Origin of the sequence: Proteus sp. fly-1067 (genome assembly GCF_040139345.1) — a bacterium.
GTDB classification, from domain to species: Bacteria; Pseudomonadota; Gammaproteobacteria; order Enterobacterales; family Enterobacteriaceae; genus Proteus; species Proteus vulgaris_B.
This window is the reverse complement of record NZ_JBEEUL010000001.1, coordinates 403038-429531: the sequence shown is the minus strand read 5'-3', so window position 1 is coordinate 429531 and position 26494 is coordinate 403038. Positions and strand designations below refer to the sequence as shown.

The following is a 26494-nucleotide window of genomic DNA, read 5'->3' as shown; positions in this document are numbered from 1 at the left end:
AAAGAATGGATTAAAAAACGGATGAAAACTCCCCAAGTTCAACTTGAATAGATTTTATTTGAGTATAATTCTGTAGTGTAACAAGCCCATTTTCACGTCCCACCCCAGAATGTTTATAGCCACCAACGGGCATTTCAGCTGGAGATTCACCCCATGTATTAATCCAACAAATTCCTGCTTCTAATTGGTGAATAACACGGTGAGCTGTTGTGAGATTTTTGGTAACAAGACCTGCTGCCAAACCATAAACACTATTATTTGCACGTAAAATCACTTCATCTTCAGTTTGATAACTAAGAATACTCATCACAGGGCCGAAGATTTCATCTTGTGTGATATTCATATCATCGTTGCAATCCGTGAAAACCGTAGGTGCAACATAAGCACCTTGAGCAAAATTACCTTCTAATAAACGATGGCCACCATAAAGTAATCTGGCTCCTTGGGTTTTGCCTAACTCAATATAATTCAAGACTTTTTCAAGATGAGGAAAACTGACCAGTGGACCAAAATTGGTGTCCATTTCAAGAGGAGAGCCGATCCTAATACGTGATACGCGCTCTATAATTTTCGCTTCAAATGCAGGTTTTAATCTTTCGGGAACAAAAACTCGAGTACCATTGGTGCACACCTGCCCTGAACTATAAAAATTCGCCATCATCGCAATATCAGCGGCAGTATCTAAATCTGCATCATCAAAAATAATTAAAGGCGATTTTCCACCAAGCTCCATGGTTACTTCTTTTAAACTTGAAGCAGAAGCATTTGCCATCACCTTTTTACCCGTTTCAATTCCACCAGTAAAAGAAACTTTCGCAATATCAGGATGCTGTGTTAACCATTGCCCCACATTAGCTTTTCCTGTAACAACGTTAAAAACACCCTTTGGCAATCCTGCCTGTGTGTATATTTCAGCAAGTTTTAATGCTGTTAATGAAGTCATTTCACTTGGTTTAAAGATCATGGCATTACCTGCAGCAAGTGCAGGCGCAGATTTCCATAACGCTATTTGGATGGGGTAATTCCAAGCACCGATACCGGCAACAATTCCCAATGGTTCACGGCGAGTATAAGCAAAAGCGGTCTCCCTAAGCGGAATTTGCTCTCCTTCAAGTGCAGGAATAAGACCGGCGTAATACTCTAAAACATCAGCGCCTGTCACAATATCGACATAACGTGTTTCAGATAGCGGTTTGCCTGTATCTAGGGTTTCTAAATGAGCCAATTCATCATTACGTTCACGTAAAATATCAACAGCGCGTCGTAAAATTCGAGAACGTTCCATTGCGGTCATAGCACACCAAATTTTTTGCCCTTGTTTCGCACTCTCGACGGCCCAATTGATATCTTCTTCACTTGCTGATTGTAAATGTGCAATCACTTCGCCATTAGCTGGATTAATCGCTTCAAATTGTTCACACTCCGGTTGTGCACAATCAACATATCCACCATGAATATAGAGCTTATGTAACGGCGGGTTTGGCATATTTTCTCCTTTATTATTAGTTTGTTAAGTCTTTATTTGACTCCGATTTGTAAGTTGCATATCGATATATTCATTAGTAATGATTTTGGCCTCTTCAAGAGAAAATGGTGCGTTACTTAATGCGCTTCTTAGCCATAAACCATCTATTAATGCAGCTAAACCTTTTGCAGCTAAACGTGCTTGATCTTTAGTAAGAACGCGCCCAAACTCGTAACTTAAATTGGAATAAAGCCTTCTATCATTGACCTTTTGTAGACGATTCAAATTAGGCTGATGCATACTACTTGCCCAAAATGCTAACCATGTTTTCATTGCTGCTTCACTGGTTTGAGTGGTATCAAAGTTACCTTCAACAATGGCTTGAATTCGTAGCTTAGGTGTTGCATCGCTTAACATTCTTAAACGTATCGCCACCGCAAAACCCAATTGATACTGGATATGGCGCATGGCAGCTTCCAACAATCCATTTTTATCACGAAAGTAGTGACTAATAATGCCGTTAGAAACACCGGCTTTTCGAGCTATCAATGCGATGCTCGCCTCTTGCATTCCAACCTCATTAATAACTGCTAACGTCGCTTGGATTAATTGCTGTTTACGTATCGACTGCATTCCTATCTTCGGCATGTTTTAAAGACCTAAAAAATACATTGAACACATTCATTAAACGTTTTTTTAATTGAACATTCAATCAATATTAACTATTGTTTATCACAATTAATTTACATTTCAATATGAGAGGATATCGTGAAAATTTGAATCTTTGCAACTAATTCAATTAGTTAACAAAGAATGCAACTTTTAACTTTAGATAAATAAATTTTTGGAATTTCTGATGACAACTCTTAACAGCACAAAAAAACCACAGAAAGACAAGCTAAATTCTGTCGTTTTTTTCGCTTCAGCAACGCTGATTTTAGCGTTTTCTTTTTTCACTATTTTGATGACAGAAACAGCAAATACATTGATTGTGGCAACACTGGGATGGGTATCAAAAACCTTTGGTTGGTACTATCTATTGGCGGCAACGTTATACATTGTTTTTGTTATTTTTGTTGCCACATCTCGTTTTGGAAATATCAAATTAGGGCCTGAGCAATCGAAACCTGAATTTAGTGTTTTAAGTTGGTCTGCGATGTTATTTGCAGCAGGTATTGGGATTGATTTGATGTTTTTCTCTGTAGCAGAGCCCATTACACAATATATGTTACCGCCAACCGGCGAAGGTGAAACAATAGAAGCAGCCCGTCAGTCGATGGTGTGGACTTTATTCCACTATGGCCTGACGGGCTGGTCTATGTATGCACTTATTGGTATCGCTTTGGGCTATTTTAGCTATCGTTACAATTTGCCATTAACCATACGCTCTGCACTTTATCCTATCTTTGGAAATCGTATTTATGGCCCAATTGGTCATACAGTTGATATTGCCGCGGTATTAGGCACCATTTTTGGTATTGCAACAACGTTAGGTATTGGCGTTGTACAACTTAATTATGGGCTAAAAGTTCTTTTTGATTTGCCCCAAGGATTGGGCGTTCAAGGCGGATTAATTCTATTATCTGTTATTATGGCCGTTATTTCTGCAACATCGGGCGTTAACAAAGGGATCAGGATTTTATCTGAACTGAATGTATTACTCGCATTGGGGCTTATTTTATTTATCTTATTTGCGGGTGATACTGAGTTTTTATTAAATGCACTGGTATTAAATGTCGGTGATTATACTAATCGTTTTTTAGGCATGACGTTAAATAGCTTTGCATTTGATAGACCAACAGATTGGATGAATAGCTGGACACTGTTTTTCTGGGCTTGGTGGGTTGCATGGTCACCTTTTGTTGGGCTCTTTTTAGCACGTATTTCAAGGGGACGAACAATTCGACAATTCGTCATAGGCACTTTAATTATTCCCTTTGTTTTTACACTGCTATGGTTATCCATTTTTGGTAATAGCGCTTTATATGAAGTGATCCATGGTAATAAAGCACTCGCACAAACAGTATTAGAAGCTCCCGAAAAAGGATTTTATTCATTATTAGAACTTTATCCTGGTTTTGGTTTAACGGCTTCGGTCGCCACAATTACTGGATTATTATTTTATGTTACTTCTGCCGACTCTGGTTCATTAGTATTAGGCAATTTTACCTCTCAATTAAGCCATGTTAATAACGACGCACCTAATTGGCTTCGCATTTTCTGGTCTATTGCTATTGGTTTATTAACGTTAGGTATGTTAATGGCAGATGGTATTTCTGCCTTACAAAACACGACCATAATAATGGGATTACCCTTTAGCTTTGTTATTTTCTTTATTATGGCCGGACTTTATAAATCATTAAAAGTCGAAGATTTTAGACGAGTTAGTTCACTAAATACCAATGCACCAGCACCACTTTATGGTAATGCTACGATGAATTGGAAACAGCGTTTAGGGCGGGTGATGAATTTCCCTGGAACGACCTATACACAGCGCATGTTAGATTTAACCTGTATGCCAGCGATGCAAGATGTGGCTAAAGAGCTTTTATTACGTGGAGCGAAAGTCGAATTCAATTATTATCCAATTGAAGATAATGAACGTTTACATCATTTAGAGCTTGTGGTTGATCTTGACCAAGAACAGAATTTTATTTATCAAATTTGGCCACAAAAATATTCAGTACCTGCATTCACTTATCGTGCTCGTCGAGGTAAATCAGATTATTACCGCTTAGAGACCTATTTATGGGAAGGAACCCAAGGAAATGACTTAATGGATTACACCAAAGAGCAAGTAATTACTGATATTTTAGATCAATATGAAAAACACTTGAATTTTATTCATCTTAGTCGTGAAGCTCCAGGATCGACATTAACTTTTCCTGAGTCAAACTAAATAGTGATTAAAAAATAAAGAAAAGGAGATCGTTATCTGATCTCCTTTTTATTTGATTAATTTTCTACTTCACTGAAATAAACAGCAACCCAATACCTAAAAGAATTAATAAAATGCCAATAATTTTATCTGCCATTTTTTGATGCGAAAGTATTTTTGTGCGTAATAAAGGTGTGGAGAAAAATAATGCAACACAACTAAACCAAATCCAATGAGCAACAGAGATAAACATACCATAAGAAAGATTTACCCAGAGTGGATTACTCAAGTTAGCCACTTGTGTATACAACGCAATAACAAATAACATTGTTTTAGGATTTAATGCATTCGTTAAAAAACCAACACGTAATGCCTGAAACACATTAGGAGCCGAATTTACCGCATTTTCAATCGTCAATTGTGTTTTATTCGTTAATGACTTAAAGCCTAAATAAATTAAATACCCCACTCCTAATAACTTCATTATAAAAAAAAGTGTTGGAGACTCTGTAATAATAAAAGAAACACCAAATACAGTATAAAAGACATGAACCTGAACACCAATGGCAATGCCAATTGCTGTAATCAGCCCAACTCTCACACCATAGGAATAACTATTTTTTGTCACCATAGCAAAATCAGGGCCAGGACTAATCACAGCCAATACCGTGATCATTGCAACAGCAATTAGCTCACTCATTTCTTTCCTTACTCTCACATTTGAGTTAATTATAAGTAATAAAAAGTGACATAAAATAAGCTTTTATTTGAATAAAAAACCTATTTAATCCACCGTAACCACTTTATTTTGCTAATTTGACTAAAAATAAAAAGCGATTTATCTTGCAGTATATCTGTAATTTTTCATCGTCTATTTTATTACTCACTTTATGGCTTACTTTTATGAAAATGCCTTCTTTAACATCCTTACGTTTTTTTAATAGTGCGGCACAAACAGGCAGCTTTGTCAGTGCTGCGGAGCAACTTCATGTTACACACAGTGCAGTAAGCCGACAAATACGCTTATTAGAAGATGAATTAGGCATTGCTTTATTTGAACGTCGTAATCGTGCAGTTTATTTAAATGAAGCAGGTCAGTATTTATATAAAACCACGTCAGCGATATTTGAACAACTTGAAGAAACCGTCACCCATCTGCGCACTCCCTTAAATAACCCCGTGTTAGTTGTTTCATGCGAACCTACTATTGCCATGAAATGGCTAATCCCGCGACTTTCTCATTTTTATGCATTACATCCTGAAATCACGTTGCACTTAGTTGCCGCGGGTGGTGCGATTGATTTTAATAAAGAAGGTGTTGATTTAGCATTTCGACGAGATGATTTTTTTTGGAGCAAGAATATTTATGCAACCAAAATTTGTGATGAAAAAATAGGTGCTGTCATAAAACCGAATAATCTTCATCACTCAAATAAACAGTTAATAACATTGTCACGGCCTCAAGCTTGGCAAGATTGGTTTCAATACTCAGGAGTTGTATCAAACTATACAAAAACCAGTGAATATGAGCATTTTTATCTGGCTATTCAAGCAACATTAGCAGGGTTGGGAGCAACAATTGCCTCTTTTCTCATGGTACAAGATGAATTACATAATCAGCAATTAGTTGCCATAAATGGATTTGTGAAAGATAACTCAAGTTATTATCTACTTTCACCAATAGAAATTACCCCTGATTCTAAACAGGGAAAGTTTAAAAACTGGATAATTGCTGAAGCTGAAAAGAGTTCAAAAAAGGTTGATGAACAATCGTTATAATGTTGTTTTCGCAAAAATAAAACCGTATTTCTGATTTATCCCTTTAAAAAAAGATTGAATAAATAACTATTTTTTACGCATACATATTTACTTTGGTCTGTTTTTTAGTAATCTATGTGAACTAATAAAACATAGAATAATTTACTTGGGAAACATCACATGAATCGTCGTTCATTCTTAACATCATCAAGTTTAGTGATTGGGGGGCTTTCATTAAGTTCCTTTGTTAGCTCTGCTTATGCCAATGAAACGCTAAAAAATAAATTGGTTTTTAACGCAGAAAATCCGCTATTACTTAACTTTAATGAAAACTCATTAGGCATGTCACAAAAAGCAAAGCTTGCCATTATTGATGCTTTACCTAATGCATTTAGATATCCCGATGACGCACGTAGCGCATTAATTAGCGAATTAGGGAAAGAATTTAAACTTTCAGATAAACATATCACTTTGGGTAATGGTTCATCTGAGACAATTCAAGCAGCCGTTCAATTTGTGGCCAACAAAGCTCAAAAAGAGGGTAAAGCAGTTCAACTTATTGTTCCTGATCCAACATTTAACTATGCCGAGCTTTATGCAGAACCTTTAGGGGTAAAAATCGTTAAAGTTCCTGTTGATAGCACTCTGGCTTTTGATTTAGCTACCATGCAAAAAAAAGCGCAAGAGTTTGATGGTATTAGCATGGTGTATTTGTGTAACCCAAACAATCCAACGGCAATGTTGACACCAACGGCAGCGTTAACCCATTGGATAAAATCAGCTAAAGAAAATGTCTTTTTTATTATTGATGAAGCTTATGCAGAATTTGTTTCAACACCTGAATTTACCAGTGCTATTGCGCTAGTAGCTGAAGGCTATAAAAACCTGATTGTTGCGCGTACTTTCTCAAAAATTTATGCCTTAGCTGGACTTCGTGTCGGTTATGGTGTTGCCGTACCTGACGTTATTTCAGAAGTTAATGTGTTTGTTTCCATTGATAATACCAATACAGCAGGTGCGGTGGCGGCGCTCGCATCATTAAAAGATAAAGCCTATGTGGAATATAGCCGTAAGTCGATTGATGTTTCTCGTCAGATGGTAGTAGATGCATTAAAAGAGCTGGATATTGAATACGCGCCTTCTCATGCAAACTTTATATTCCATAAAGTTAAAGGTGATGTAAAAACCTATCAAAATAGAATGAAAGACGCGAACATTATGGTCGGTCGTGAATTTCCGCCTGCTTTTGGTTGGAGCCGTTTAACATTAGGCACACCCGAAGAGATGAGCTATTTCGTCACTACATTAAAAGCCTTTAGAGCTAAAGGTTGGATTTAGCCTGATTTAACGCTTAATTAGCCGTTGATAAAAATAATGCCCTTGAAAATACTATCAAGGGCATTTTTATTTATTACTGTTCTTGTAACTCTAGTTCTGCAATAACAGGAAGATGATCACTTGCGTCTGACCATTTAAATGTTGCTGAATCTTGTGGAATGTCCATATTTTTGATATCCCACACTTGACCTTTAAACGTAAATATATGGTCAATATCTATAGCTGGATTAATTGCAGGCCATGTACGTTTATCACTATTTGGCTTTTCAACAGGGTTCCAAAAATAGTTAATTTCTTGGATGGGTTGTTCATTAGCGGTAGAGTTAAAATCACCCGCTAATATTTTTATTGATGTTGAAATATTATCAAAGCCTGTCTCAGTATCACCAATTGCAGCATCTAAAATATGTCTTACTTGACCGATACGAATCGTGGGATCTTTTTGCCAATCAAGGTGTGTTCCCATAATAATAATCGGTGAATCAAACCCTGGTTTCGTAATTTGTGATAATAAAACAATGCGTTGTTCTGCATCACCGGAAGGCAGATTAACGACTTGTGATTTATCAATTTTATATTTAGATAGAATACCGACACCATATTGTCCACCATCAAAATCAAGTGCTTTGCCAAAAGCAAACTGTAGATTATTAGCTTTTGCTAACTCTTCAAGCTGGTTAATATTTTTACTACGTGCCGTTTTATTATCAACTTCCGTCACTACTATGACATCAGCATCGATATTTTTGATTGCTTGGTTAAGCTTGTCAAAATTGGTGACATCTGCTGAAACTTCATTTTTGCCGATATTATAGGTAGCAACTTTCAGTGTTGGTTTATTATTTTGATACACCTTATTGGGTGTTCCCCCTGATTGTACAGCAAGGATTTCTGAGCCTGTGGTATTTGCCACTGCCATTGATGACAGTAATACACCTGTGCTGACTAAAATAGATATTACACTTTTTTTCATCATTTCCTCGAAAAATAAACAGAATGCCAATGGATGTTCAATAATAAACTATCACATTGAAAATATGACACAGTGATACAAACCACAAAGTTATTTCGAGATGCAAAAAATCGACTAATGTAACTAAATCAAAAGCCTTTAGAGCTAAAAGCTGGATTTAGTCTGATAATAAGACTATGAAATAGTATAAGTTTTATTTATTTTTAGTTTTCAACTAATATTCCATTACGTTATCAATAGTTAATATAATTTAAAACAAAAACACCTGTGCATTCGCTATTTTTATTATTTTAATTAAACCTATTAAATGTTAATAAGATCAATTTAATTACGTATGACTACTAAAGTAAGAATTTGTTTTTGCGAATTCCGTCTTAATAATAAAGTCAACACATTGATAATTAGCATCTTGCTTGCTATAACTAAAATTATCGAATAAAAATATAACTTCACTTCAAAAAATAATAAATTAGCTTTATTACTTTAATAATTAATAAATTATATTTTTTATCATTTATAAAACATGGTTATAACCGCCAAGGACAGCAATATTATTGAATTAGCATGATGTTATAAATCACAATTTTTTATAGATACCGTGATTAATTTTACAGTCATAAAACATCGGCAGATGCACATATAAACAAATCAGCATCACAGAAAGGACACCCCATGTTATTACATCAACTGAAACTTCCCTTACTGTTTATTTTAAGCACCACGCTATTAACCGGTTGCTTATCATTAAAAGAAAAAGCCGCTATCAAAGCGGAACAAGATAGCGCCGAGCAACAACGTTTAATAGCCGAAGAGATTAAAAGTTATGGCCCTCCCACTGTCATTTATCGTATTGATGACCACCGCTTTTTTACCTTGGAGAAATATAATGAAAGGCGCAGTGGCTCGACGTATTACAACAATACTCAAAAAGGTATCCACCAAGAGATTATCCGGTCTTCAGCTTGCCGTTATCAAGGGCGTTTAATCTGGGCAACCGAGCGTGATGATGCTTTTGCTTTTCCGGGAGTATTGAGTCGTGTAACCAGTCGTTGCGCAGGAACAAAAACAGGTTGTGTTAACGTTATTCTTGTCACCCTTGATGGTGGAAAAAACTTTAGGCCCACAAATGGGGGGTTTGGTATTCACACTGACCACCCTGGTTACTACTCTTCTTTTTTCGATATCATCGTCACTGATGAGGGATTTTATTTAGGAGAAACCGCTGTCAGTCGTCGAGAAGCTAATGATGAATTAGCTAAACCTTGGTGGCGAAAATTTTATTTTGATCCCACCGATTCAAATTATGTTCATAGTAGTGTCGGGGATAAAGAATCTCCCTCTCCAACACTAAAAACCCCCTCAGGACAAACCCGTTTTGATTGTAGTGCCCCTTCTATTTATCCTATTTCACAGGCAGAAAAATGATGAGTAACAGCAATCCAACCCGTTGGCTAAAACCTAAAGAATGCCTTGATGGCAGTCAAGAATGGCGTTCTATCACCCACGCTGCCAATATTGGGGCAGAAATCCATGCTAAACCTCATTTACCCGGTATTATTATTTTTGTTCATGGAGTGAATTCAGAAGGAGAGTGGTATGACGATGCTGAACGAGAACTGTGCAAAGGACTTAATGAAAGACTGAATCTTACTGGTACAGCTTATGAGTTGGAAAGGAATAAATATTACCAATCTAAGTTTATTTTAGATGAAAAAAATTATGATAATAGCCACTATATTTATGAAGAACCTATTCGAACCTTAACCGAGTTGGGTAATTCCCCCGTGATCCGTTTTTATTGGGGATATCGTGCAACTGATGACGATTTAGGCCAATATTGTATTCCATTAAAAAATAGAGCCGGAGAAAGCTATCATCGCTTAGTCAGTGAGATATTAGAGCCCGAATACAGTCATAAAGATGAAAGATATTGGACCCTTGAAGATATAAAAAAATACAATACTGTACAAGAATACCATTCCTTGCCTTACCGTAAAAAACGCCTCTTTATTAATGAAAAAATTAAACATAAAGGTCCTTTTTTCTGGGGCGGTGGGCCATTTCAAAATGGATGCAATAATTTAGTCAGTTTATGGAGTAAGAGTGGCTTTAGCAATCTCGCGATGTTATGGACCGTGATCCCAACGCCAATCCCTTTTAATGTACAAGCCTTTAACCCTGAAACAGATCGGTTATTAACAAAGTCACCTCCTCGTCATTATTATGCTCATGCTGTAAAACGGTTAGCCAATTTAGTCGGGAAAATACGTAAAGATTATCCTTATGATACCGTTACCGTCATTTCACACAGCCAAGGTACCATGATAGCGTTAGCCGCAGCAGCAATTGAACCCCCTGATAGTTTGTTTGTTTTAAATTCTCCTTATGCCACAGAAGATAATTTCTTAAATAGTTACTCGTATGTTTACAATGAAAATATTAATCAAGCACATAGAGAAGCCACACTTAAAGAAATTATTGATAAAATTGCAAAAAATAAAAATCGATTGAAAGATGCCCCTTGTGGATATTCAGGTCTAATTGTTGGGCAGAGTGAAGATAAGAAAAGTTGGACTCCTGATGTCGTCATATATAAGGGAGAAAAACTTGATATTAGCAAGAAAAGAAATATTGAAAAAAATAAGGAAAAATTAGCTAAAGGTGAAATGATTAAGGAAAGAGATAATCATGGGCGATTTTATATTTATTGTAATCCACACGATCGCGTAATGGGCTCATCGCCTTTACAAAGTATTGGTTGGTGTCCACTTCCTAATATTACTCAAAAGGGGCAAACTTCTCACCATCCACTATTTAGCCTTAAACATCCGCCCTATATCAGAATGTTAGCACGTAATACGCCTTGTGGTGAAAAACCCAACCCAAACACAGTATTTACCGATGCAAATGGACGATTTAGTGACGGTAATATTTTCTGGGACAGTAATACCAAAACATTAGAAGGCTTCGCATGGCCAGCTCCTTCCGCTAATATGTCATTAAATATTAATGCCCCAGAAGTGCCTCACCCTATTACACCAGCCGAATTAGCAACATTTGATGAAGATTTTGCCGTAATAGAAAAAAAAGCGGAGAAACCAGCCCCTGAAATTAATATCAATGCTAATAATCAGAAAAAAGAGATACCTTTAGGTCAAGGTTATGGGCAAATTCTTTATGATGATGAATTAGATATCTACACTCCAAAAGATGCCGAATACTATTTCTATAAAGATCTCTATTCTTATCAACATCGTATTTGGGTTGAACTCACCCCAGAAGAGCGAAAAATACTCCAGAATAACCCACTGTTAGATCCTCAAGATAAAAATACAACCTCAAAATATGAAACCTTAGAAGAGATGAGAACACGTATTCGCGAATATAATCAACGCCCTACTGACCATGGTACATTACCAAGAAATTCACTGTTTCTTCGTCGTGTAGTCACTTATGATTTACCTATTGGTTATTGTGAAATAGGTAGAAACCCAGAAAGAATGGATGAGTTAAGAAAATATGCGGATTGGCTAAGTGGCTTAGATATCTATATGGAAAAAGGCGAATTAGATTTACCAAAGATGCCCGATATTATCGAAGATCCGTTAAAGAGAAAATAATAATAAATGTCCAATATTCTGCATGTTAAAAATAAGAAGCCCGCTTGAATTTATTCAAGCAGGCTTCTTCTCTTATCAACACTATTTAGTTACATTAAAGCGGATCTACTTTTAAGCAAGAGACGGCATGGCGGAAACTTCCCTCTAATAAAGGGCGTGTTTTGGCACATTCTTCATCCGCCATTGGGCAACGTGTACGGAATATACAACCTGATGGTGGATTAATCGGTGAAGGTAACTCGCCTTCCAATAAATCAATGTGCTTATTACGCTCTTTATCGGGATCAGGAATAGGCACTGCTGACATCAACGCTTTGGTATAAGGGTGTAATGGGTGATGATAAACTTCATCATAGGTGCCTAATTCTACCGCATGCCCTAAATACATCACCAAGACACGATCAGAAATATGTTTTACCACAGCCAGATCGTGGGCAATAAAGATCAACGATAACCCCATCTCTTTTTGAATATCTTTCAGCAAGTTAACTACTTGAGCCTGAATTGATACATCAAGTGCAGAAACGGGCTCATCACAAATCACCAATTTAGGCTCTAGAATTAATGCGCGAGCAATACCGATACGTTGACACTGTCCTCCTGAAAATTCGTGAGGATAACGGTTAATTAAGTTTGGCAATAATCCGACTCGCATCATCATTGCTTTCACTTTTTCAACCACTTGCGCCTGTTTCATTTTAGGGTGATAGGTTTTTAAGGGTTCAGCAATAATGTCGCCAATCGTCATTCTTGGGTTTAAGGAAGCCAGTGGATCTTGGAAAATCATTTGAATATCTTGGCGAATATCGCGCCATTGTTTATTACCCATTCCCAATAAATCATTGCCTAACCAAGTGACTGTACCCCCAGAGGCTTTGACTAACCCAATAATGGCACGCGCAAATGTCGATTTACCACAACCAGATTCACCAACAACCCCTAATGTTTCACCTTCATATAAACGCAATGTGACACCATCAACGGCTTTGAGGCTTTTTTTCGCTTTCCAAAACCACTGTTTATTATCTTGAACATCGAAATAAACTTTTAAGTCATTCACTTCTAGAATAACTTTTCTATCTTGTAATGTGGCCTGCGTCATACCAATTCCTCCACCGCTTTAAAACAGGCTCGTAATCGCCCTTGTGCAAATTGCGCTAATTCAGGCTCATGCGACAAACATTGCTCTGTTGCATACTGACAGCGTGGTTGGAATGGACAACCTTTTGGTAAACGCAATAAGTTAGGAGGATTACCCGGAATAGTCGCTAGTCGCTCATCTTCACCGTCTAAACGCGGAACGGCTTGTAGCAACCCGATAGAATAAGGGTGTGAGGGTTGATAAAAAATATCACGCGCATTCCCATATTCCATAGTGCGCCCTGCATACATTACCAATACTTTATCGCAAATCCCCGCAACAACCCCTAAGTCATGGGTGATCATAATAATTGCGGTGTTTAAATCATTTTTAAGCTCATTTAGCAGTGTCATGATTTGTGCTTGAACCGTCACATCAAGTGCCGTTGTCGGCTCATCAGCAATTAACAGTTTAGGCTTACACAGTAATGCCATTGCAATCATGACACGTTGACGCATCCCGCCTGAAAATTCATGAGGGTACATACTCATTCGTTTATGTGCTTCAGGCATTTTTACGGCATCTAACATACGAACTGATTCCGCATAAGCATCATTTTTACTCATGCCTTTATGCAGCATCAAGACTTCAATAAGCTGTGCGCCGACTTTCATATAAGGATTTAATGAAGTCATTGGATCTTGGAATATCATGGATATTTCTTCAGCGCGCATTTTATTTAATTCGCTTTGACGAAGATTTAAGATCTCACGGCCATTAAAATTGGCACTACCCGCTGTACGACCATTTTTCGCTAATAATCCCATCAAAGCAAAAGCTGTTTGCGATTTACCAGAACCCGATTCACCAACAATGCCTAAGGTTTCACCTGCTGATAATTCAAAATTCAGCTTATTCACTGCCGTAACGTCACCATCTGCGGTACCAAAAGTGACACTGAGATCTTTAACACTTAATAACGACTTATTTGTTGTATTTGTCATTTTGTTCTCCTTAACGATCTTTCGGATCTAATGCGTCACGTAAGCCATCACCGATAAAGTTAAAGCAAAACAGTGTGACAACTAAGAACGAAGCCGGGAAAAGAATCAACCAAGGAGAAACTTCCATTGAGTTTGCACCATCACTTAATAGTGCACCCCAACTGCTTAATGGCTCTTGTGTTCCTAAACCTAAGAAACTTAAAAAGGATTCGAATAAAATCATGCTAGGCACTAATAACGAGGCGTAAACAACCACTACACCTAATACGTTAGGAACAATATGTCTTAGCACGATATTGCGTGATGAAACACCACATACCAGCGCAGCTTCAATAAATTCTTTACGTTTTAGACTTAAAGTTTGTCCCCTTACGATACGTGCCATATCAAGCCAAGACACCATGCCGATAGCAACAAAAATCAGTAGGATATTTTGACCAAAAAATGTCACCAATAAGATAACAAAGAACATAAATGGGAATGAGTTTAATATTTCGAGTAAGCGCATCATTATTGAGTCAACACGCCCACCAATATAACCCGCCATTGCGCCATAAAGTGTGCCAACAATGACCGCAACAAAGGCTGCCGCAATACCTACCATTAATGAGATACGACCACCAATCGCAACCCGTACTAATAAGTCACGGCCTGATGAGTCAGTACCAAAATAGTGAGAAGAGGCAAAGTCAGGTGCCATTGACATCATTTCCCAATCAGTATCATCATAAAGAAATGGTGATAACATGGGGGCAAAAATAACAAATAATATAATAAAGAAAAGCAATACAAGGCTCGTGATCGCAGCTTTATTGTGCATAAAACGACGACGAGCATCTTGCCATAAACTACGACCTTCAATATCTAGCTGCTCCGAGAAATTCCCCAGAGCTTCGCTGTTTTCCTTCAGTGATAACATAACGCGCTCCAGTATCTATTAATAACGAATTTTCGGATCAATAACGGCATATAAAATATCGACAATGGCATTAAAGAAAATCGTTAATGCACCGACGATAATGGTTAAACTTAATACCAATGAGTAATCTCGGTTTAAAGCACCATTAACGAAAAGTTGTCCGATACCCGGCAATCCAAAGATAGTTTCAATAACCATTGAGCCCGTAATAATACCGACAAATGCAGGCCCCATATAAGAAATAACAGGTAGCAACGCGGGTTTTAAAGCATGACGCAGTACAATTCTTTTCATCGGCAAGCCTTTCGCTTTGGCCGTTCTGATAAAGTTTGAGTGTAATACTTCGATCATTGAACTACGGGTAATACGCGAGATGCTAGCAATATAAGAAAGCGATAATGCAATCATTGGTAACAACATATATTGCACTGCGCCACCATTCCAACCTCCTGCTGGTAACCACCTTAAGGTAATAGCAAAAATAAGCACTAGGAGTGGTGCGACAACAAAACTCGGTATTACAACCCCCGTCATGGCAAAAGTCATGACGGTATAATCCCATTTGCTGTTCTGATTCAGTGCCGCGATCACGCCTGCCCCCACACCTAAAATTACGGCAAAAATAAATGCCGACAGCCCTAATTTAGCTGAAACAGGGAATGCTTTACCGACTAAGGTGTTTACACTGTAGTCTTTATATTTAAAAGAAGGCCCTAAATCCCCTTTCGATAGCTGAATTAAATAATCGAAATATTGCTTATAAATGGGATCATTTAAATGGTATTTCGCTTCAATATTTGCCATTACCTCAGGCGGGAGTTTTCTTTCACCCGTAAAAGGACTACCCGGCGCTAAGCGCATCATAAAAAACGAAATCGTTATTAGAATAAATAGAGTCGGTATCGCTTCCAAAAAGCGACGAAAAATAAATTTGAGCATTGCCCGTTCCTATAACACAAACCTATTCAGGCGTGACGATAAAAAGACCTTGCCTTAAAAAGCAAGGTCTCGCCCGATTACTTAGCAATAATGTACAAGTCTTTAGTATGTAAATTATCTAATGGATCTTTACCTGAATAACCCCCGACATAAGGTTTCACTAAACGGGTGTTTACATAGTAGTAAAGTGGAACAATAGCCGAATCTTTATCTAATACACCTTCAGCTTTTTGATAAATAGCGGCACGTTCATCATCAGATTTCACACGTAAAGACTCTTTGATCAATGCGTCAAATTCTGTGTTTTTATAGTGAACAGTGTTATTACTGCTGTAAGACAGCATCATGTTCAGGAATGAAGAAGGTTCATTATAATCTGCACACCAACCGGCACGAGCAACATCATAAGTTCCTTGGTGACGAGTATCTAAGAAAGTTTTCCACTCTTGGTTTTCAAGAGAAACATCGGCACCTAAGTTTTTCTTCCAAATTGAAGAAGCGGCGATCGCAACTTTTTTATGTAAGTCGGATGTATTGTACAGAAGCTTAAATTTCAGTGGATTTGCTTTGTTATAGCCAGCCTCTTCTAATAATTGGCGTGCTTTTTCATTGCGTTGTTCTTGTGTCCAAGTCGCAAACCATTCTGGTTTGTTCTCTTTAATGCCATCAGTAAATGGAGGGGTAAAGCCATAAGCTGGGATATCGCCTTGGTTTTTCACTTTATAAGTGATGATATCTCTATCCATTGACAGTTTCAGTGCTTCACGGACACGAGGATCGTTAAACGGAGCTTTCTCATTATTAATTTCATAATAATAAGTACATAAATATGGGCTTATACGCAATTCATCCGGGATCTCTTTTTTCAGTTTTTGGAAAAGTTCGATGGGTAAATTGCTATATGTCATGTCGATTTCGCCCGCACGATAGCGGTTTACGTCGGTGACTTCTGATGAGATAGGTAAGAATGTGACTTTATCAATAACGGTATTTTTATTATCCCAATAGGTTGGGCTACGCTCTAAAACAATGCGCTCGTTGACTGTCCAGTCTTTTAAATTATAAGCGCCGTTACCGACGAAATTAGCAGGTTGAGTCCATTTTTCGCCAAATTTTTCTATCACTTTTTGATTAACTGGCGACATGGAGGAGTGAGCTAATAATTTTGGTAAATAAGGCACTGCTTCTGATAATGTCACTTCTAATGTGTTGTTATCTAATGCCTTAACTCCTAATTCAGTGGCTTTTTTCTTACCTGCGATAATATCGTCGATATTGACGATATGCGCATATTGTAGATAACTTTCATAAGGAGATGCCGTATTAGGATCTGCTAAACGTTGCCAGCTATAAACAAAATCCTGTGCTGTAACAGGTTCGCCATTTGACCATTTAGCGCCTTCACGAATTTTGAATGTCCAAACGGTGAAGTCTTTATTTTCCCAGCTAGTTGCTGAGCCGGGTAGAATTTCACCATCTGGGCCAACAATAGTAACGCCTTCGAAGAGATCACGTGCTAATGCAGATTCAGGCACACCTTCGATTTTATGAGGATCAAGTGATTGTGGCTCAGAGCCATTATTACGAACAAGCACTTGTTTTTCAGCTAATTTTACCCCGTCTGGAACAACCGCAGCGTTAGCTGTTAGTGCTGACAATCCAAAGATTGCGCTTATTGCAATCGCCAACGCACTCTTTTTAGTTAAATTACTCATCTTATAAAATACTCCCAGTTAGTGAGTTGGTTGTTAGACAACCATTCTGTGATGTTCAGTTGTGTTTTAGAACGGTTTACACAACTTATTGTTTTTACAAAAAATAAATCAAACTTACTTAATTGCCATCAGTGCTTAATTGCCTGATAACATTATAATTTTTTTATGCCGTTATCTTTTTTGTGTAGCTTTTTTATTTTTTACTACGGTTAAAGTCACTTTTAACCATTTAAATCGTACATAACTATAGAATACCGATAATTTACCAGTTTTAGTTATCTACCTTTATAAAATAGCGCTTTAAGTCCGTATAATCAAAGGGGTCTTTACCAGTAAATCCACCTACTTTTGGACTCACTAATCTAACACTGACACGATAATAAACAGGTACTATCGCAGAATCCTTATCTAGCAAGGCTTCAGCGCGTTGATAGAGTTGATGACGTGCACCATTATCGAGTGCAAGTAGTGCATTATTTAATGTGTCGTCATAGGCTTTATTTTCATAAAAGATCGTATTTAGGCTACTTTTAGAAAGAAATGAGTTTAAAAATGAAGTCGGTTCATTGTAATCTGCACACCATGTTGCTCTAGCAACTTGGTAATTGCCCTGATTACGATTTTCTAGCGCTGTTTTCCATTCTTGATTTTGTAACGTGACATTGGCGCCAATACTTTTTTTCCACATTGATGCAGCTGCAATAGCTTGTTGTTTATTTTGATCTGAAGTGTTGTAAAGCAATGTGAAAGTCAGCGGATTTTTACTGTCAAATCCAGCCTCTTTTAATAACTCACGCGCCCTTTCATTACGTTGTTGTTGTGTCCAATATGCCCATTTAGGCGGCTTAAAATTACCATTACCAATAAAAGATGGTGTAAAAGAGTAAGCAGGGATTTGGCCTTGTCCCATTATTTTTTCAGCAATCACTTGCCTATCAAGTGTCAATTTCACAGCTTCCCGAACTCGGGCGTCATCAAAAGGCGCTTTTTTATTATTGAGTTCATAATAAAAGGTACATAGATAAGGTGTAACGTGTAAATTATCAGGCTGTTCTTGCTTCATTTTTTTATAAAGAACTGGAGGAATAGCGCTGTTGGTAATATCAATTTCACCACTACGATAACGGTTAATATCACTGGTTTCTGAACTAATTGGTAAAAACGTGGCTTGCTCAATAATGGTATTTTTATTATCCCAATAAAGTGGGTTTCGCGTTAAAGTTACCTTTTCATTCACAATCCAATTGTCAATGATATAAGCCCCATTACCGACAAAGTTTTCTGGGCGAGTCCAATTAACACCGTATTTTTCAACAATCTCTTTTTTAACAGGCTTTAATGATGTATGACTGACCATATCAACCAAATAAGGAATTGGTTTGGTTAAATTGACTTGCAAAGTGTAGGGATCTATCGCTTTCACACCCAATGTTTCGGGGGATTTTTTACCACTAAGAATATCTGCAACATTTTCAACATAAGCATATTCGAGATAACTGGCATAAGGTGAACCAGTTTTAGGATCTACCAATCGACGCCAACTATAAACAAAATCTTCGGCTGTTACTGGCGTCCCATCACTCCATTTGGCATCTTCTCTCAAATAGAATGTCCACACCTTGTTATCATCAGTTTCCCAGCGCAACGCAACGCCTGGCATGCTATCGCCATTAGGCCCCACATAAGTCAGACCTTCTAATAAATTCAAAATAATATTACCTTCAGGCGCGCCTTCTACTTTATGGGGATCAAGTGACGAAACCTCAGTGCCATTATTAATAACAATATGTTGTTGTTTTGCCAGAATAGTGCCTTCAGGGGGAGTCACAGCATGAGAAAAAAAGGAGGTTAAGGCAAGTGAAATAATACCGACTGGAAACATCATCGTTAACACAGCTTTATTTTTCATGGGTACCTCTCCTAATAAACAGTAATTTATAGCGGGGTCGCTCAATTAACGATTTGCATCGCTGTTAAATTTTGATTGTAATAATGACTATTCTTAAACATTTTAAGATCTAGACAAGATAGAAAGTGATAACAACACGCTTCTTTTTTACACTTATCGTAAATTTTGTCAATTAATGCGATATTCTTATCACTTAACTTTATTTAGCCCTCAAAGGTTCTATCTTAGAAAAATAAAAAACAAATATCACAAGAGGTAAAACAACAAATAAACATTTAATTAACATCACGCAAGTTTTATAGATAGAAAACCTACGTAGCTCACAGAATTAATATAATCAGGAAGGTTTTTATCCAACTTACAGAACTTTATGATGCGTTATAAGTAAAGAGTTTCTGTTTGAAATTAATTAAAAATAGCAATAAATTGAGCTTTAGATTGAATAATAATTCCAACCTAAAAATTACCGTAGATTATTAAACATTCACTTTTATTATTTATTTTTAATTTTTAATTTTTAATCTAATTGTTTAATTGAAATGAAATGAAAAAATATTTTCATATATATTTCTATGCATTAGATAAAAAACCTCTTTAATATACATATTGAATATTAAAGAGGTTTTTTTATTTTATAACGTCAACTTCAATTTTTTTCAGCTATTTAGCCGATTTTGATTGAAACCATTGTAGCTTATCATTCAACTTGACAACTTCTCCCACAATAATCAGCGCTGGACTTTCCATTGTTTCTGCCATCTGTGCTAGTTGATGTAATTGCCCAGTAATCACTTTTTGTGCTGTTAATGTTCCTTTTTCGATAATAGCAACAGGCATCGTCGCACACATGTTTTGACTGAGTAACATTTGCTGAATGTAATGGGCTTTAGTCAATCCCATATAAAAAACCAATGTTTGATTCTCTTGCGCAATACATTGCCACTGGGCTTCATTTAACCCTTTTCCATGTCCTGTAATAAAACGAACGCTTTGCGCATAATCTCGATGCGTTAAAGGAATACCCGCGTAAGTTGTACAGCCTGATGCTGCCGTAATACCAGGGATCACTGAAAATGGAATACGATGTTCAATCAAAGCTTCTAACTCTTCACTGCCTCGACCAAAAATAAAAGGATCGCCTCCTTTTAATCTCACCACTCGTTTTCCCGCAGTGGCTTCTTTGATTAAAATTTGATTAATTTCGTCTTGAGGAACACAGTGAAAACCCGCTTGCTTACCAACATAAATGCGCTGCGCATCTCTACGAACAAGAGCCATAACCTCATCAGACACGAGTCTATCGTAAACCACTACATCTGCTTGCTGACACTGCTGTAAACCTTTAATGGTCATTAACCCAGCATCACCCGGCCCTGCGCCAACTAAAACAACACTGCCTTGAGGTTGCTGATTTTCAGATAACAGTGCGCTAATGCGTCGCTCAATACCATCGTCTCTTTGCGCTTCTATTTCAGCTTGTAATGATTTATCCGCAAAAAATTGCTCCCAAAAATAACGTCTTGCACTCATCGATGAAAAACGCTGTTTTATTTTATTTCGTAATTTTCCGGCAAGTTGTGCTAGCTCACCAAGATAATTAGGGAGGAGTTGTTCAATTTTTTCTCGCAAAATGCGGGCTAATACAGGTGCTTTTCCGCCCGATGAAATCGCCACCACAATGGGGGAACGATCTATGACAGACGGCATAATAAAGCTAGCTTGCTCTGGTGAATCCACCACATTACAAAATATCTGATTCTCTGTTGCTGATTGAAAAACCTGTTGATTCACTTGCTCGCTATCTGTTGCAGCAATAACAAGCCATTTACCAGATAAATGAACCTCATTAAATATTCCTGTAATACAGTTTAGTTTTTGCTCGGTATGCCATTGCATAAACTGCCTTGTAAATGAAGGGGCAATGACAGAAATAATAGCCCCTGCCTCCATAAGCAATCTGGCTTTACGTTCAGCAATCTCACCGCCTCCCACTAATAAACAAGGTTTATCTTTGAGCTGACAGAATATTGGAAAGTAATCCATATTCATTCCCCTATTTATTGAGATGATTTATTACGGCTGCGTACGCTAACAGTATTACCTTCAACCTTGACATCAAAATGTGTGATCGAAAAACGCTCATCTTCAAGGCAAAAACCATCCGTTAAACGAAAATGCTGTTTTTTTAGCGGGCTAACGATATACAACTCATTTTCATGTTCAGCAATTAATCCTCGTGATAGAACACTGGAATGTGCAAAGGGATCGATATTGCTTAATGCATATAAACGTGTATCAGAATAAGGGCGAAAAATGGCAACATGATCTTGCTCCACCAGCGCACAAACACCCGTTCCTGGTGTAATATCATCTAATTGGCAAACCGCTATCCATTGACTCATGATTGCGCCTCCTCAGTGACCAATTTGATATCAATACGTTCATGTAAACGTGCGGGACGGTGTTGGAATCGTTCTTTTACCGTTTGCACTGTCGGATCGGGCATTGGATTATTAATAAAGTGGGCAAAACGTTTTAATGCTTTTGGAGAATCAACCGTTTCTTTCCATTCACAAGCGACTCGTTCTTGTAAGGCTTTCAGTTCTTTTTCTAACTGCGTATTTAAGCCTAGCTTGTCATGAATAATAACATCACGTAAATATTCAATTCCCCCTTCTAAATTATCTAACCATACTGAGGTTCGTTGTAGCTTATCTGCGGTACGGATATAAAACATCATAAAGCGGTCGATATAATGCACTAAGGTTTCTTCATCAAGATCCGAAGCAAAGAGATCCCCATGGCGTGGCTTCATACCACCATTTCCGCCAAAATAGAGGTTCCAGCCTTTGTCGGTGGCAATAATACCGACGTCTTTTCCTTGTGCTTCAGAACATTCTCGGGTGCAACCTGATACACCAAATTTCATCTTATGAGGCGTTCTAATACCTTTATAACGATGCTCTAGCGCAACCCCCAAACCAACACTATCACCAACACCAAAACGGCACCAACTGCTACCTACACACGTTTTTACCATACGCAATGCTTTCGCGTAGGCATGGCCTGTTTCAAAACCTGCTGCAATTAATTTTTCCCAAATAGCAGGCAGATCCTGTTTATGAGCACCGAACATTGCCATTCGTTGCGAGCCAGTAATTTTGGTATACAAATTATATTTTTGAGCGATTTGCCCAATAGCTATAATACCAGCGGGCGTAATTTCACCACCGGGAGAGCGAGGAATAATGGAATAAGTCCCATCTTTTTGCATATTTGCGAGAAAGTTATCATTAGTATCTTGTAGAGAAACTAAATCATCACTCAAGATGTACTCATTCCAACATGAGGCAAGCAATGACCCCACTGTAGGTTTACACACTTCACAGCCATAACCTTGACCATGTTTTGCCAGCAGTTCATCAAAACTTTTCAGACCTTCTACACGAATAAGATGATAAAGTTCTTGGCGTGAATAGTGAAAATGCTCACAAAGATGGTGATTAACTTCAATACCTTGTTTGGTTAATTCTGCATTTAAGACTTGAGTCACAAGAGGAATACAACCACCACACCCTGTACCGGCTTTAGTTTCAGCTTTAATGGCAGCAACTGTATGACAACCTCGTTCAATTGCTTGAATAATTTCGCCTTTTGTCACATCAAAACAAGAGCAGATTTGTGCTGTTTCAGGTAAGGAGTCAACTCCGATTGCAGGCTTACTTCCTGCATGTGCCGGTAAAATTAAGGAATCAGGGTGCTCTGGTAATTCAATAGTATTGAGTGATAACTGTAGAAGATTGCCATAATCTTCGGTATCTCCCACTAATACAGCCCCTAATAAGTATTTGTTATCTTCACTAACTATCAGACGTTTATAAATTTCTTTGCCTTCGTCCAGATAAATATAGCTACGGCACCCTACTTGATGTCCATGAGCATCACCAATACCGCCGACATCGACACCGAGAAGTTTTAATTTGGCACTTAAATCAGCCCCTTGAAAGACAGAGTGATGGCCTAATAAATTATCGACGGCAACTTGTGCCATTTTGTAGCCCGGAGCCACTAACCCGAAAGTTTTATTTTGCCAAGATGCACATTCACCAATAGCATAAATATCAGGATCTGTTGTTTGGCAATAATCATTAATAACAATGCCGCCTCTTGGGGCAATATCTAAATTACATTGACGAGCCAGTTTATCTTTCGGGCGAATACCTGTGGAGAACACAATAAAGTCAACTTCAAGAAAACTACCATCTGCAAATTGCAGTGTTTTACGTGCATTTTCACCTGTCGATAATATTTCTTGTGTGTTTTTAGAGGTATGCACTTTCACACCCATACGCTCTATTTTTCGCTTAAGTTGCTCACCACCTAATGTATCAAGTTGTTCTGCCATTAAGGTTGGAGCAAATTCGATAACATGAGTTTCAATACCTAAACTTTTTAGCGCACCTGCGGCTTCTAATCCTAAAAGTCCACCGCCAATTACCGCGCCTTTACGGCTAATACGTGCGCAAGATTCGATGGCATTTAAATCTTCAATAGTTCGATAAACAAAGCAATCTGGTGAGTTATTTCCCTTAATAGGGGGAACCCATGGATAAGAGCCTGTTGCCATCACTAACTTATCGTAACTGACACAACGCCCTGTATTGGTGTGTACCACTTTTTCTTCACGATTGATGGTTATCACTCGTTCACCAATTAATACTTCTATTTGGTGTTTCTCATAATATCCTTGCTTAACTAAAGAGAGTTCTTCAGCGGTGTGATGGGAGAAATAAGAGGAGAGATGGACTCTATCATATGCAACGCGAGGTTCTTCACAAAAGACGACAATATTAAATTCTTCATTGCCACCTTTATCAATCAATTCTTCGATATAACGGTGCCCCACCATACCGTTACCGATGATTGCGAGTGTTTTCTTGCTCATTTTTGCCTCAGATTTAAAGATTTCTAAGGCTAAAATACGAAACTACTCATAAGGAATATTGATGGATATCAAATACAGCTTAATCAATTCAGCTACTACAACTTAATAGTCAATCAATTACTACTAAAGGAGTATCTGGTTCTTCTCATCTTGCGGTTAATTATTCTTCTACCATAATTAATCTTAATTGCTTATAACCAAGCGTTATATGTAAGCGTAATTAAAACTTTGCGCATCGGTCACGTTTTGCCTAAGTTAATTTCACAAAGTAATAACTAATAAGTTATTAACATAACGATTTTAGCGACACCGTTTCAGGGAGCGTCTCATGAAAGCAAAATTATTATCATTATTCGTTGTGGGTGCCCTTTCCGTCCCGGCATTTGCAGCAACACCTGCTAATACATTAATTGTGGTTCAAGGGCTTGATGATATTGTCAGTCTTGATCCCGCTGAAAGTAATGAACTGTCTAGTATTCAGACTGTGCCTAGTTTGTATCAGCGTATTGTTCAACCTAATCGCGATAACCCTGAAATTAATGAACCGATTTTAGTTGAAAGTTGGCAAGCCAATCCTGAACAAAAATCTATCGTATTTAAAATTAAACCTGATGCAAAATTTGCATCAGGTAACACTGTTCGCCCTGAAGATATTATCTTCTCTTATCAGCGTGCGATCACCATGAATAAGTCACCCGCCTTTATTCTAAATGTCTTAGGCTGGAAAGCAGATAACATTAATTCATTATTGAAAAAAGTCAGTGATAATGAATTAGAAGTACGTTGGATAGCCGATGTCAGCCCTGATGTTGTGCTAAATATCCTCTCAACCCCAATTGCTTCTATTATTGATGAAAAGCTGGTTTCTGCTCACGTTAAAAATAATGACTTTGGGAATAGCTGGCTGAAAATGAATTCAGCAGGAAGTGGCGCATACAAAATGCGTGCTTATCAACCTCGCCAAGCGATTGTGTTAGAAGCTAACCCTCTCTCACCAACTGGCGCACCTAAAATAGCAAATATCATTATTAAAAACGTACCTGATCCAGCATCCCGTCGTTTGTTGATTGAAAAAGGTGATGCAGATATTGCTCGAGGGCTAGGTACAGACCAAACAGCAGCACTGTCTGGCAAAGCTGGTATTCAAATTTTAAATATTCCTTCCGCTGAGCAAGTTTATTTAGCTTTTAATACCGCAAGTGGAAACCCTGCGCTTAGTAACCCCGCATTTTGGGAGGCCTCTCGTTATTTAGTTGACTACAAAGGTATTACTGAAGATTTAATGCGTGGGCAGTATTTTATTCACCAAAGCTTTTTGCCTGTGGGTTTACCGGGTGCATTAAAAGATAATCCATTCACCTTTGATCCCGAAAAAGCGAAGGCAATTTTAGCCAAAGCAGGCATTACCAATGCTCGCTTTACATTAGATGTTGAGAATAAAGTCCCTTACATTACAGTGGCGCAATCTATTCAGGCAAGCTTTGCTCAAGCAGGTGTACAAGTAGACTTATTACCAGCGGCTGGTAGCCAAGTGTATAGCCGTGTGCGCGCGAAACAACACCAAGCCGCGATTCGTTTTTGGATCCCAGACTATTTTGATGCACATTCTAATGCGAGTGCCTTTGCTTATAACGACGGACAATCCAATACTGTTGCTTGGTTAAATGGTTGGAAAATCCCTGAACTAAGCCAAAAAACATTAGTGGCGCTGAATGAGGCAGACAAGACAAAGCGTCAATCACTCTATACTGAAATGCAAAAAGAGTTACAACGTAGTTCACCTTATGTCTTTATCGATCAAGGTAAAAACCAAATCGTCATGCGCGATAATGTTAAAGGTTATGCCCAAGGTCTAAATGCAGATATGGTTTATTATGACAAAGTAACTAAGTAATTAAGTAATTAAGTAACTAAGTAATATTTTTTCCTAAAACCATCCACAGTCATGTT

At 37.8% G+C, this 26494-nt stretch carries 19 protein-coding genes; 6 read left to right on the top strand and 13 right to left on the bottom strand.

Annotated elements, in window-relative coordinates; genetic code table 11:
- Positions 1-10: 10 nt before the first annotated feature.
- Positions 11-1486, bottom strand: coding sequence for a betaine-aldehyde dehydrogenase (gene betB, locus ABN217_RS01950; RefSeq protein ID WP_197269120.1), 1476 nt, complete (start codon positions 1484-1486; stop codon positions 11-13).
- Between the two features lie 24 nt (positions 1487-1510).
- The gene (gene betI, locus ABN217_RS01945) at positions 1511-2113 is read right to left on the bottom strand and encodes a transcriptional regulator BetI (protein ID WP_072068279.1); all 603 of its coding nucleotides are present in this window, start codon (positions 2111-2113) and stop codon (positions 1511-1513) included.
- Positions 2114-2321: 208 nt separating this feature from the next.
- On the opposite strand from betI, the gene ABN217_RS01940 reads away from it, so the two are divergent.
- On the top strand, positions 2322-4364 hold the full coding sequence (locus ABN217_RS01940; RefSeq protein ID WP_349459009.1) for a choline transporter: 2043 nt from the start codon (positions 2322-2324) through the stop codon (positions 4362-4364).
- Positions 4365-4428: 64 nt separating this feature from the next.
- On the opposite strand, the gene ABN217_RS01935 is transcribed toward ABN217_RS01940, so the two are convergent.
- On the bottom strand, positions 4429-5043 hold the full coding sequence (locus ABN217_RS01935; protein ID WP_197269118.1) for a LysE family translocator: 615 nt from the start codon (positions 5041-5043) through the stop codon (positions 4429-4431).
- 203 nt (positions 5044-5246) lie between these two features.
- Here ABN217_RS01935 and ABN217_RS01930 point away from each other — a divergent pair, with 203 nt between their 5' ends.
- Together ABN217_RS01930 and ABN217_RS01925 are read left to right on the top strand one after the other, a co-directional pair.
- The gene (locus ABN217_RS01930) at positions 5247-6122 is read left to right on the top strand and encodes a LysR family transcriptional regulator (RefSeq protein ID WP_197269117.1); all 876 of its coding nucleotides are present in this window, start codon (positions 5247-5249) and stop codon (positions 6120-6122) included.
- Between the two features lie 159 nt (positions 6123-6281).
- The gene (locus ABN217_RS01925; protein WP_197269116.1) at positions 6282-7439 is read left to right on the top strand and encodes a pyridoxal phosphate-dependent aminotransferase; all 1158 of its coding nucleotides are present in this window, start codon (positions 6282-6284) and stop codon (positions 7437-7439) included.
- A 73-nt stretch (positions 7440-7512) separates the two neighbouring features.
- On the opposite strand, the gene ABN217_RS01920 is transcribed toward ABN217_RS01925, so the two are convergent.
- A complete protein-coding gene (locus ABN217_RS01920) occupies positions 7513-8412 on the bottom strand; it encodes an endonuclease/exonuclease/phosphatase family protein (protein ID WP_072068282.1) in 900 nt (299 codons plus the stop codon).
- A 672-nt stretch (positions 8413-9084) separates the two neighbouring features.
- On the opposite strand from ABN217_RS01920, the gene ABN217_RS01915 reads away from it, so the two are divergent.
- The gene (locus ABN217_RS01915; RefSeq protein ID WP_349459008.1) at positions 9085-9837 is read left to right on the top strand and encodes a T6SS immunity protein Tli3 family protein; all 753 of its coding nucleotides are present in this window, start codon (positions 9085-9087) and stop codon (positions 9835-9837) included.
- Positions 9834-12032, top strand: coding sequence for a T6SS effector phospholipase Tle3 domain-containing protein (locus ABN217_RS01910; RefSeq protein WP_349459007.1), 2199 nt, complete (start codon positions 9834-9836; stop codon positions 12030-12032). The genes ABN217_RS01915 and ABN217_RS01910 overlap by 4 nt, the downstream gene beginning before the upstream one ends.
- Before the next feature lie 94 nt (positions 12033-12126).
- Here the strand turns inward: ABN217_RS01910 and oppF are convergent, their stop codons facing one another.
- From oppF to nirB, 9 genes are all read right to left on the bottom strand, one after another.
- Positions 12127-13134 (bottom strand): murein tripeptide/oligopeptide ABC transporter ATP binding protein OppF, encoded by a 1008-nt coding sequence (oppF, locus tag ABN217_RS01905; protein ID WP_072068286.1) that lies wholly within the window; start codon positions 13132-13134, stop codon positions 12127-12129.
- Positions 13131-14117: an ABC transporter ATP-binding protein gene (locus tag ABN217_RS01900; protein WP_072068287.1), complete on the bottom strand. Its 987-nt coding sequence runs from the start codon at positions 14115-14117 to the stop codon at positions 13131-13133. Before ABN217_RS01900 ends, oppF begins: the two co-directional genes overlap by 4 nt.
- A gap of 10 nt (positions 14118-14127) precedes the next feature.
- Positions 14128-15036, bottom strand: coding sequence for an oligopeptide ABC transporter permease OppC (gene oppC, locus ABN217_RS01895; protein ID WP_072068288.1), 909 nt, complete (start codon positions 15034-15036; stop codon positions 14128-14130).
- 18 nt (positions 15037-15054) lie between these two features.
- Positions 15055-15975, bottom strand: coding sequence for an oligopeptide ABC transporter permease OppB (gene oppB / locus ABN217_RS01890; protein ID WP_197269111.1), 921 nt, complete (start codon positions 15973-15975; stop codon positions 15055-15057).
- Positions 15976-16052: 77 nt separating this feature from the next.
- Complete coding sequence (gene oppA, locus ABN217_RS01885; protein ID WP_115349871.1) at positions 16053-17690, bottom strand: oligopeptide ABC transporter substrate-binding protein OppA; 1638 nt, start codon at positions 17688-17690, stop codon at positions 16053-16055.
- A gap of 271 nt (positions 17691-17961) precedes the next feature.
- Positions 17962-19599 carry an ABC transporter substrate-binding protein gene (locus ABN217_RS01880; protein ID WP_197269110.1) on the bottom strand — a complete coding sequence of 546 codons (1638 nt, stop codon included), beginning with the start codon at positions 19597-19599 and terminating at the stop codon, positions 17962-17964.
- A 660-nt stretch (positions 19600-20259) separates the two neighbouring features.
- Positions 20260-21642, bottom strand: coding sequence for a siroheme synthase CysG (cysG, locus tag ABN217_RS01875; RefSeq protein WP_349439082.1), 1383 nt, complete (start codon positions 21640-21642; stop codon positions 20260-20262).
- A 14-nt stretch (positions 21643-21656) separates the two neighbouring features.
- Positions 21657-22001 (bottom strand): nitrite reductase small subunit NirD, encoded by a 345-nt coding sequence (gene nirD / locus ABN217_RS01870; protein WP_349439083.1) that lies wholly within the window; start codon positions 21999-22001, stop codon positions 21657-21659.
- Positions 21998-24544 carry a nitrite reductase large subunit NirB gene (gene nirB, locus ABN217_RS01865; RefSeq protein WP_349459006.1) on the bottom strand — a complete coding sequence of 849 codons (2547 nt, stop codon included), beginning with the start codon at positions 24542-24544 and terminating at the stop codon, positions 21998-22000. The genes nirD and nirB overlap by 4 nt, the downstream gene beginning before the upstream one ends.
- Before the next feature lie 328 nt (positions 24545-24872).
- On the opposite strand from nirB, the gene ABN217_RS01860 reads away from it, so the two are divergent.
- Complete coding sequence (locus ABN217_RS01860) at positions 24873-26438, top strand: ABC transporter substrate-binding protein (RefSeq protein ID WP_196554118.1); 1566 nt, start codon at positions 24873-24875, stop codon at positions 26436-26438.
- Positions 26439-26494 lie beyond the last annotated feature (56 nt).

Bases quoted from the DNA above. Each gene is read 5' to 3' on its own strand.
- betB (WP_197269120.1), bottom strand. From the start codon at position 1,486: ATGCCAAACCCGCCGTTACATAAGCTCTATATTCATGGTGGATATGTT.
- betI (WP_072068279.1), bottom strand. From the start codon at position 2,113: ATGCCGAAGATAGGAATGCAGTCGATACGTAAACAGCAATTAATCCAA.
- ABN217_RS01940 (WP_349459009.1), top strand. From the start codon at position 2,322: ATGACAACTCTTAACAGCACAAAAAAACCACAGAAAGACAAGCTAAAT.
- ABN217_RS01935 (WP_197269118.1), bottom strand. From the start codon at position 5,043: ATGAGTGAGCTAATTGCTGTTGCAATGATCACGGTATTGGCTGTGATT.
- ABN217_RS01930 (WP_197269117.1), top strand. From the start codon at position 5,247: ATGAAAATGCCTTCTTTAACATCCTTACGTTTTTTTAATAGTGCGGCA.
- ABN217_RS01925 (WP_197269116.1), top strand. From the start codon at position 6,282: ATGAATCGTCGTTCATTCTTAACATCATCAAGTTTAGTGATTGGGGGG.
- ABN217_RS01920 (WP_072068282.1), bottom strand. From the start codon at position 8,412: ATGAAAAAAAGTGTAATATCTATTTTAGTCAGCACAGGTGTATTACTG.
- ABN217_RS01915 (WP_349459008.1), top strand. From the start codon at position 9,085: ATGTTATTACATCAACTGAAACTTCCCTTACTGTTTATTTTAAGCACC.
- ABN217_RS01910 (WP_349459007.1), top strand. From the start codon at position 9,834: ATGATGAGTAACAGCAATCCAACCCGTTGGCTAAAACCTAAAGAATGC.
- oppF (WP_072068286.1), bottom strand. From the start codon at position 13,134: ATGACGCAGGCCACATTACAAGATAGAAAAGTTATTCTAGAAGTGAAT.
- ABN217_RS01900 (WP_072068287.1), bottom strand. From the start codon at position 14,117: ATGACAAATACAACAAATAAGTCGTTATTAAGTGTTAAAGATCTCAGT.
- oppC (WP_072068288.1), bottom strand. From the start codon at position 15,036: ATGTTATCACTGAAGGAAAACAGCGAAGCTCTGGGGAATTTCTCGGAG.
- oppB (WP_197269111.1), bottom strand. From the start codon at position 15,975: ATGCTCAAATTTATTTTTCGTCGCTTTTTGGAAGCGATACCGACTCTA.
- oppA (WP_115349871.1), bottom strand. From the start codon at position 17,690: ATGAGTAATTTAACTAAAAAGAGTGCGTTGGCGATTGCAATAAGCGCA.
- ABN217_RS01880 (WP_197269110.1), bottom strand. From the start codon at position 19,599: ATGAAAAATAAAGCTGTGTTAACGATGATGTTTCCAGTCGGTATTATT.
- cysG (WP_349439082.1), bottom strand. From the start codon at position 21,642: ATGGATTACTTTCCAATATTCTGTCAGCTCAAAGATAAACCTTGTTTA.
- nirD (WP_349439083.1), bottom strand. From the start codon at position 22,001: ATGAGTCAATGGATAGCGGTTTGCCAATTAGATGATATTACACCAGGA.
- nirB (WP_349459006.1), bottom strand. From the start codon at position 24,544: ATGAGCAAGAAAACACTCGCAATCATCGGTAACGGTATGGTGGGGCAC.
- ABN217_RS01860 (WP_196554118.1), top strand. From the start codon at position 24,873: ATGAAAGCAAAATTATTATCATTATTCGTTGTGGGTGCCCTTTCCGTC.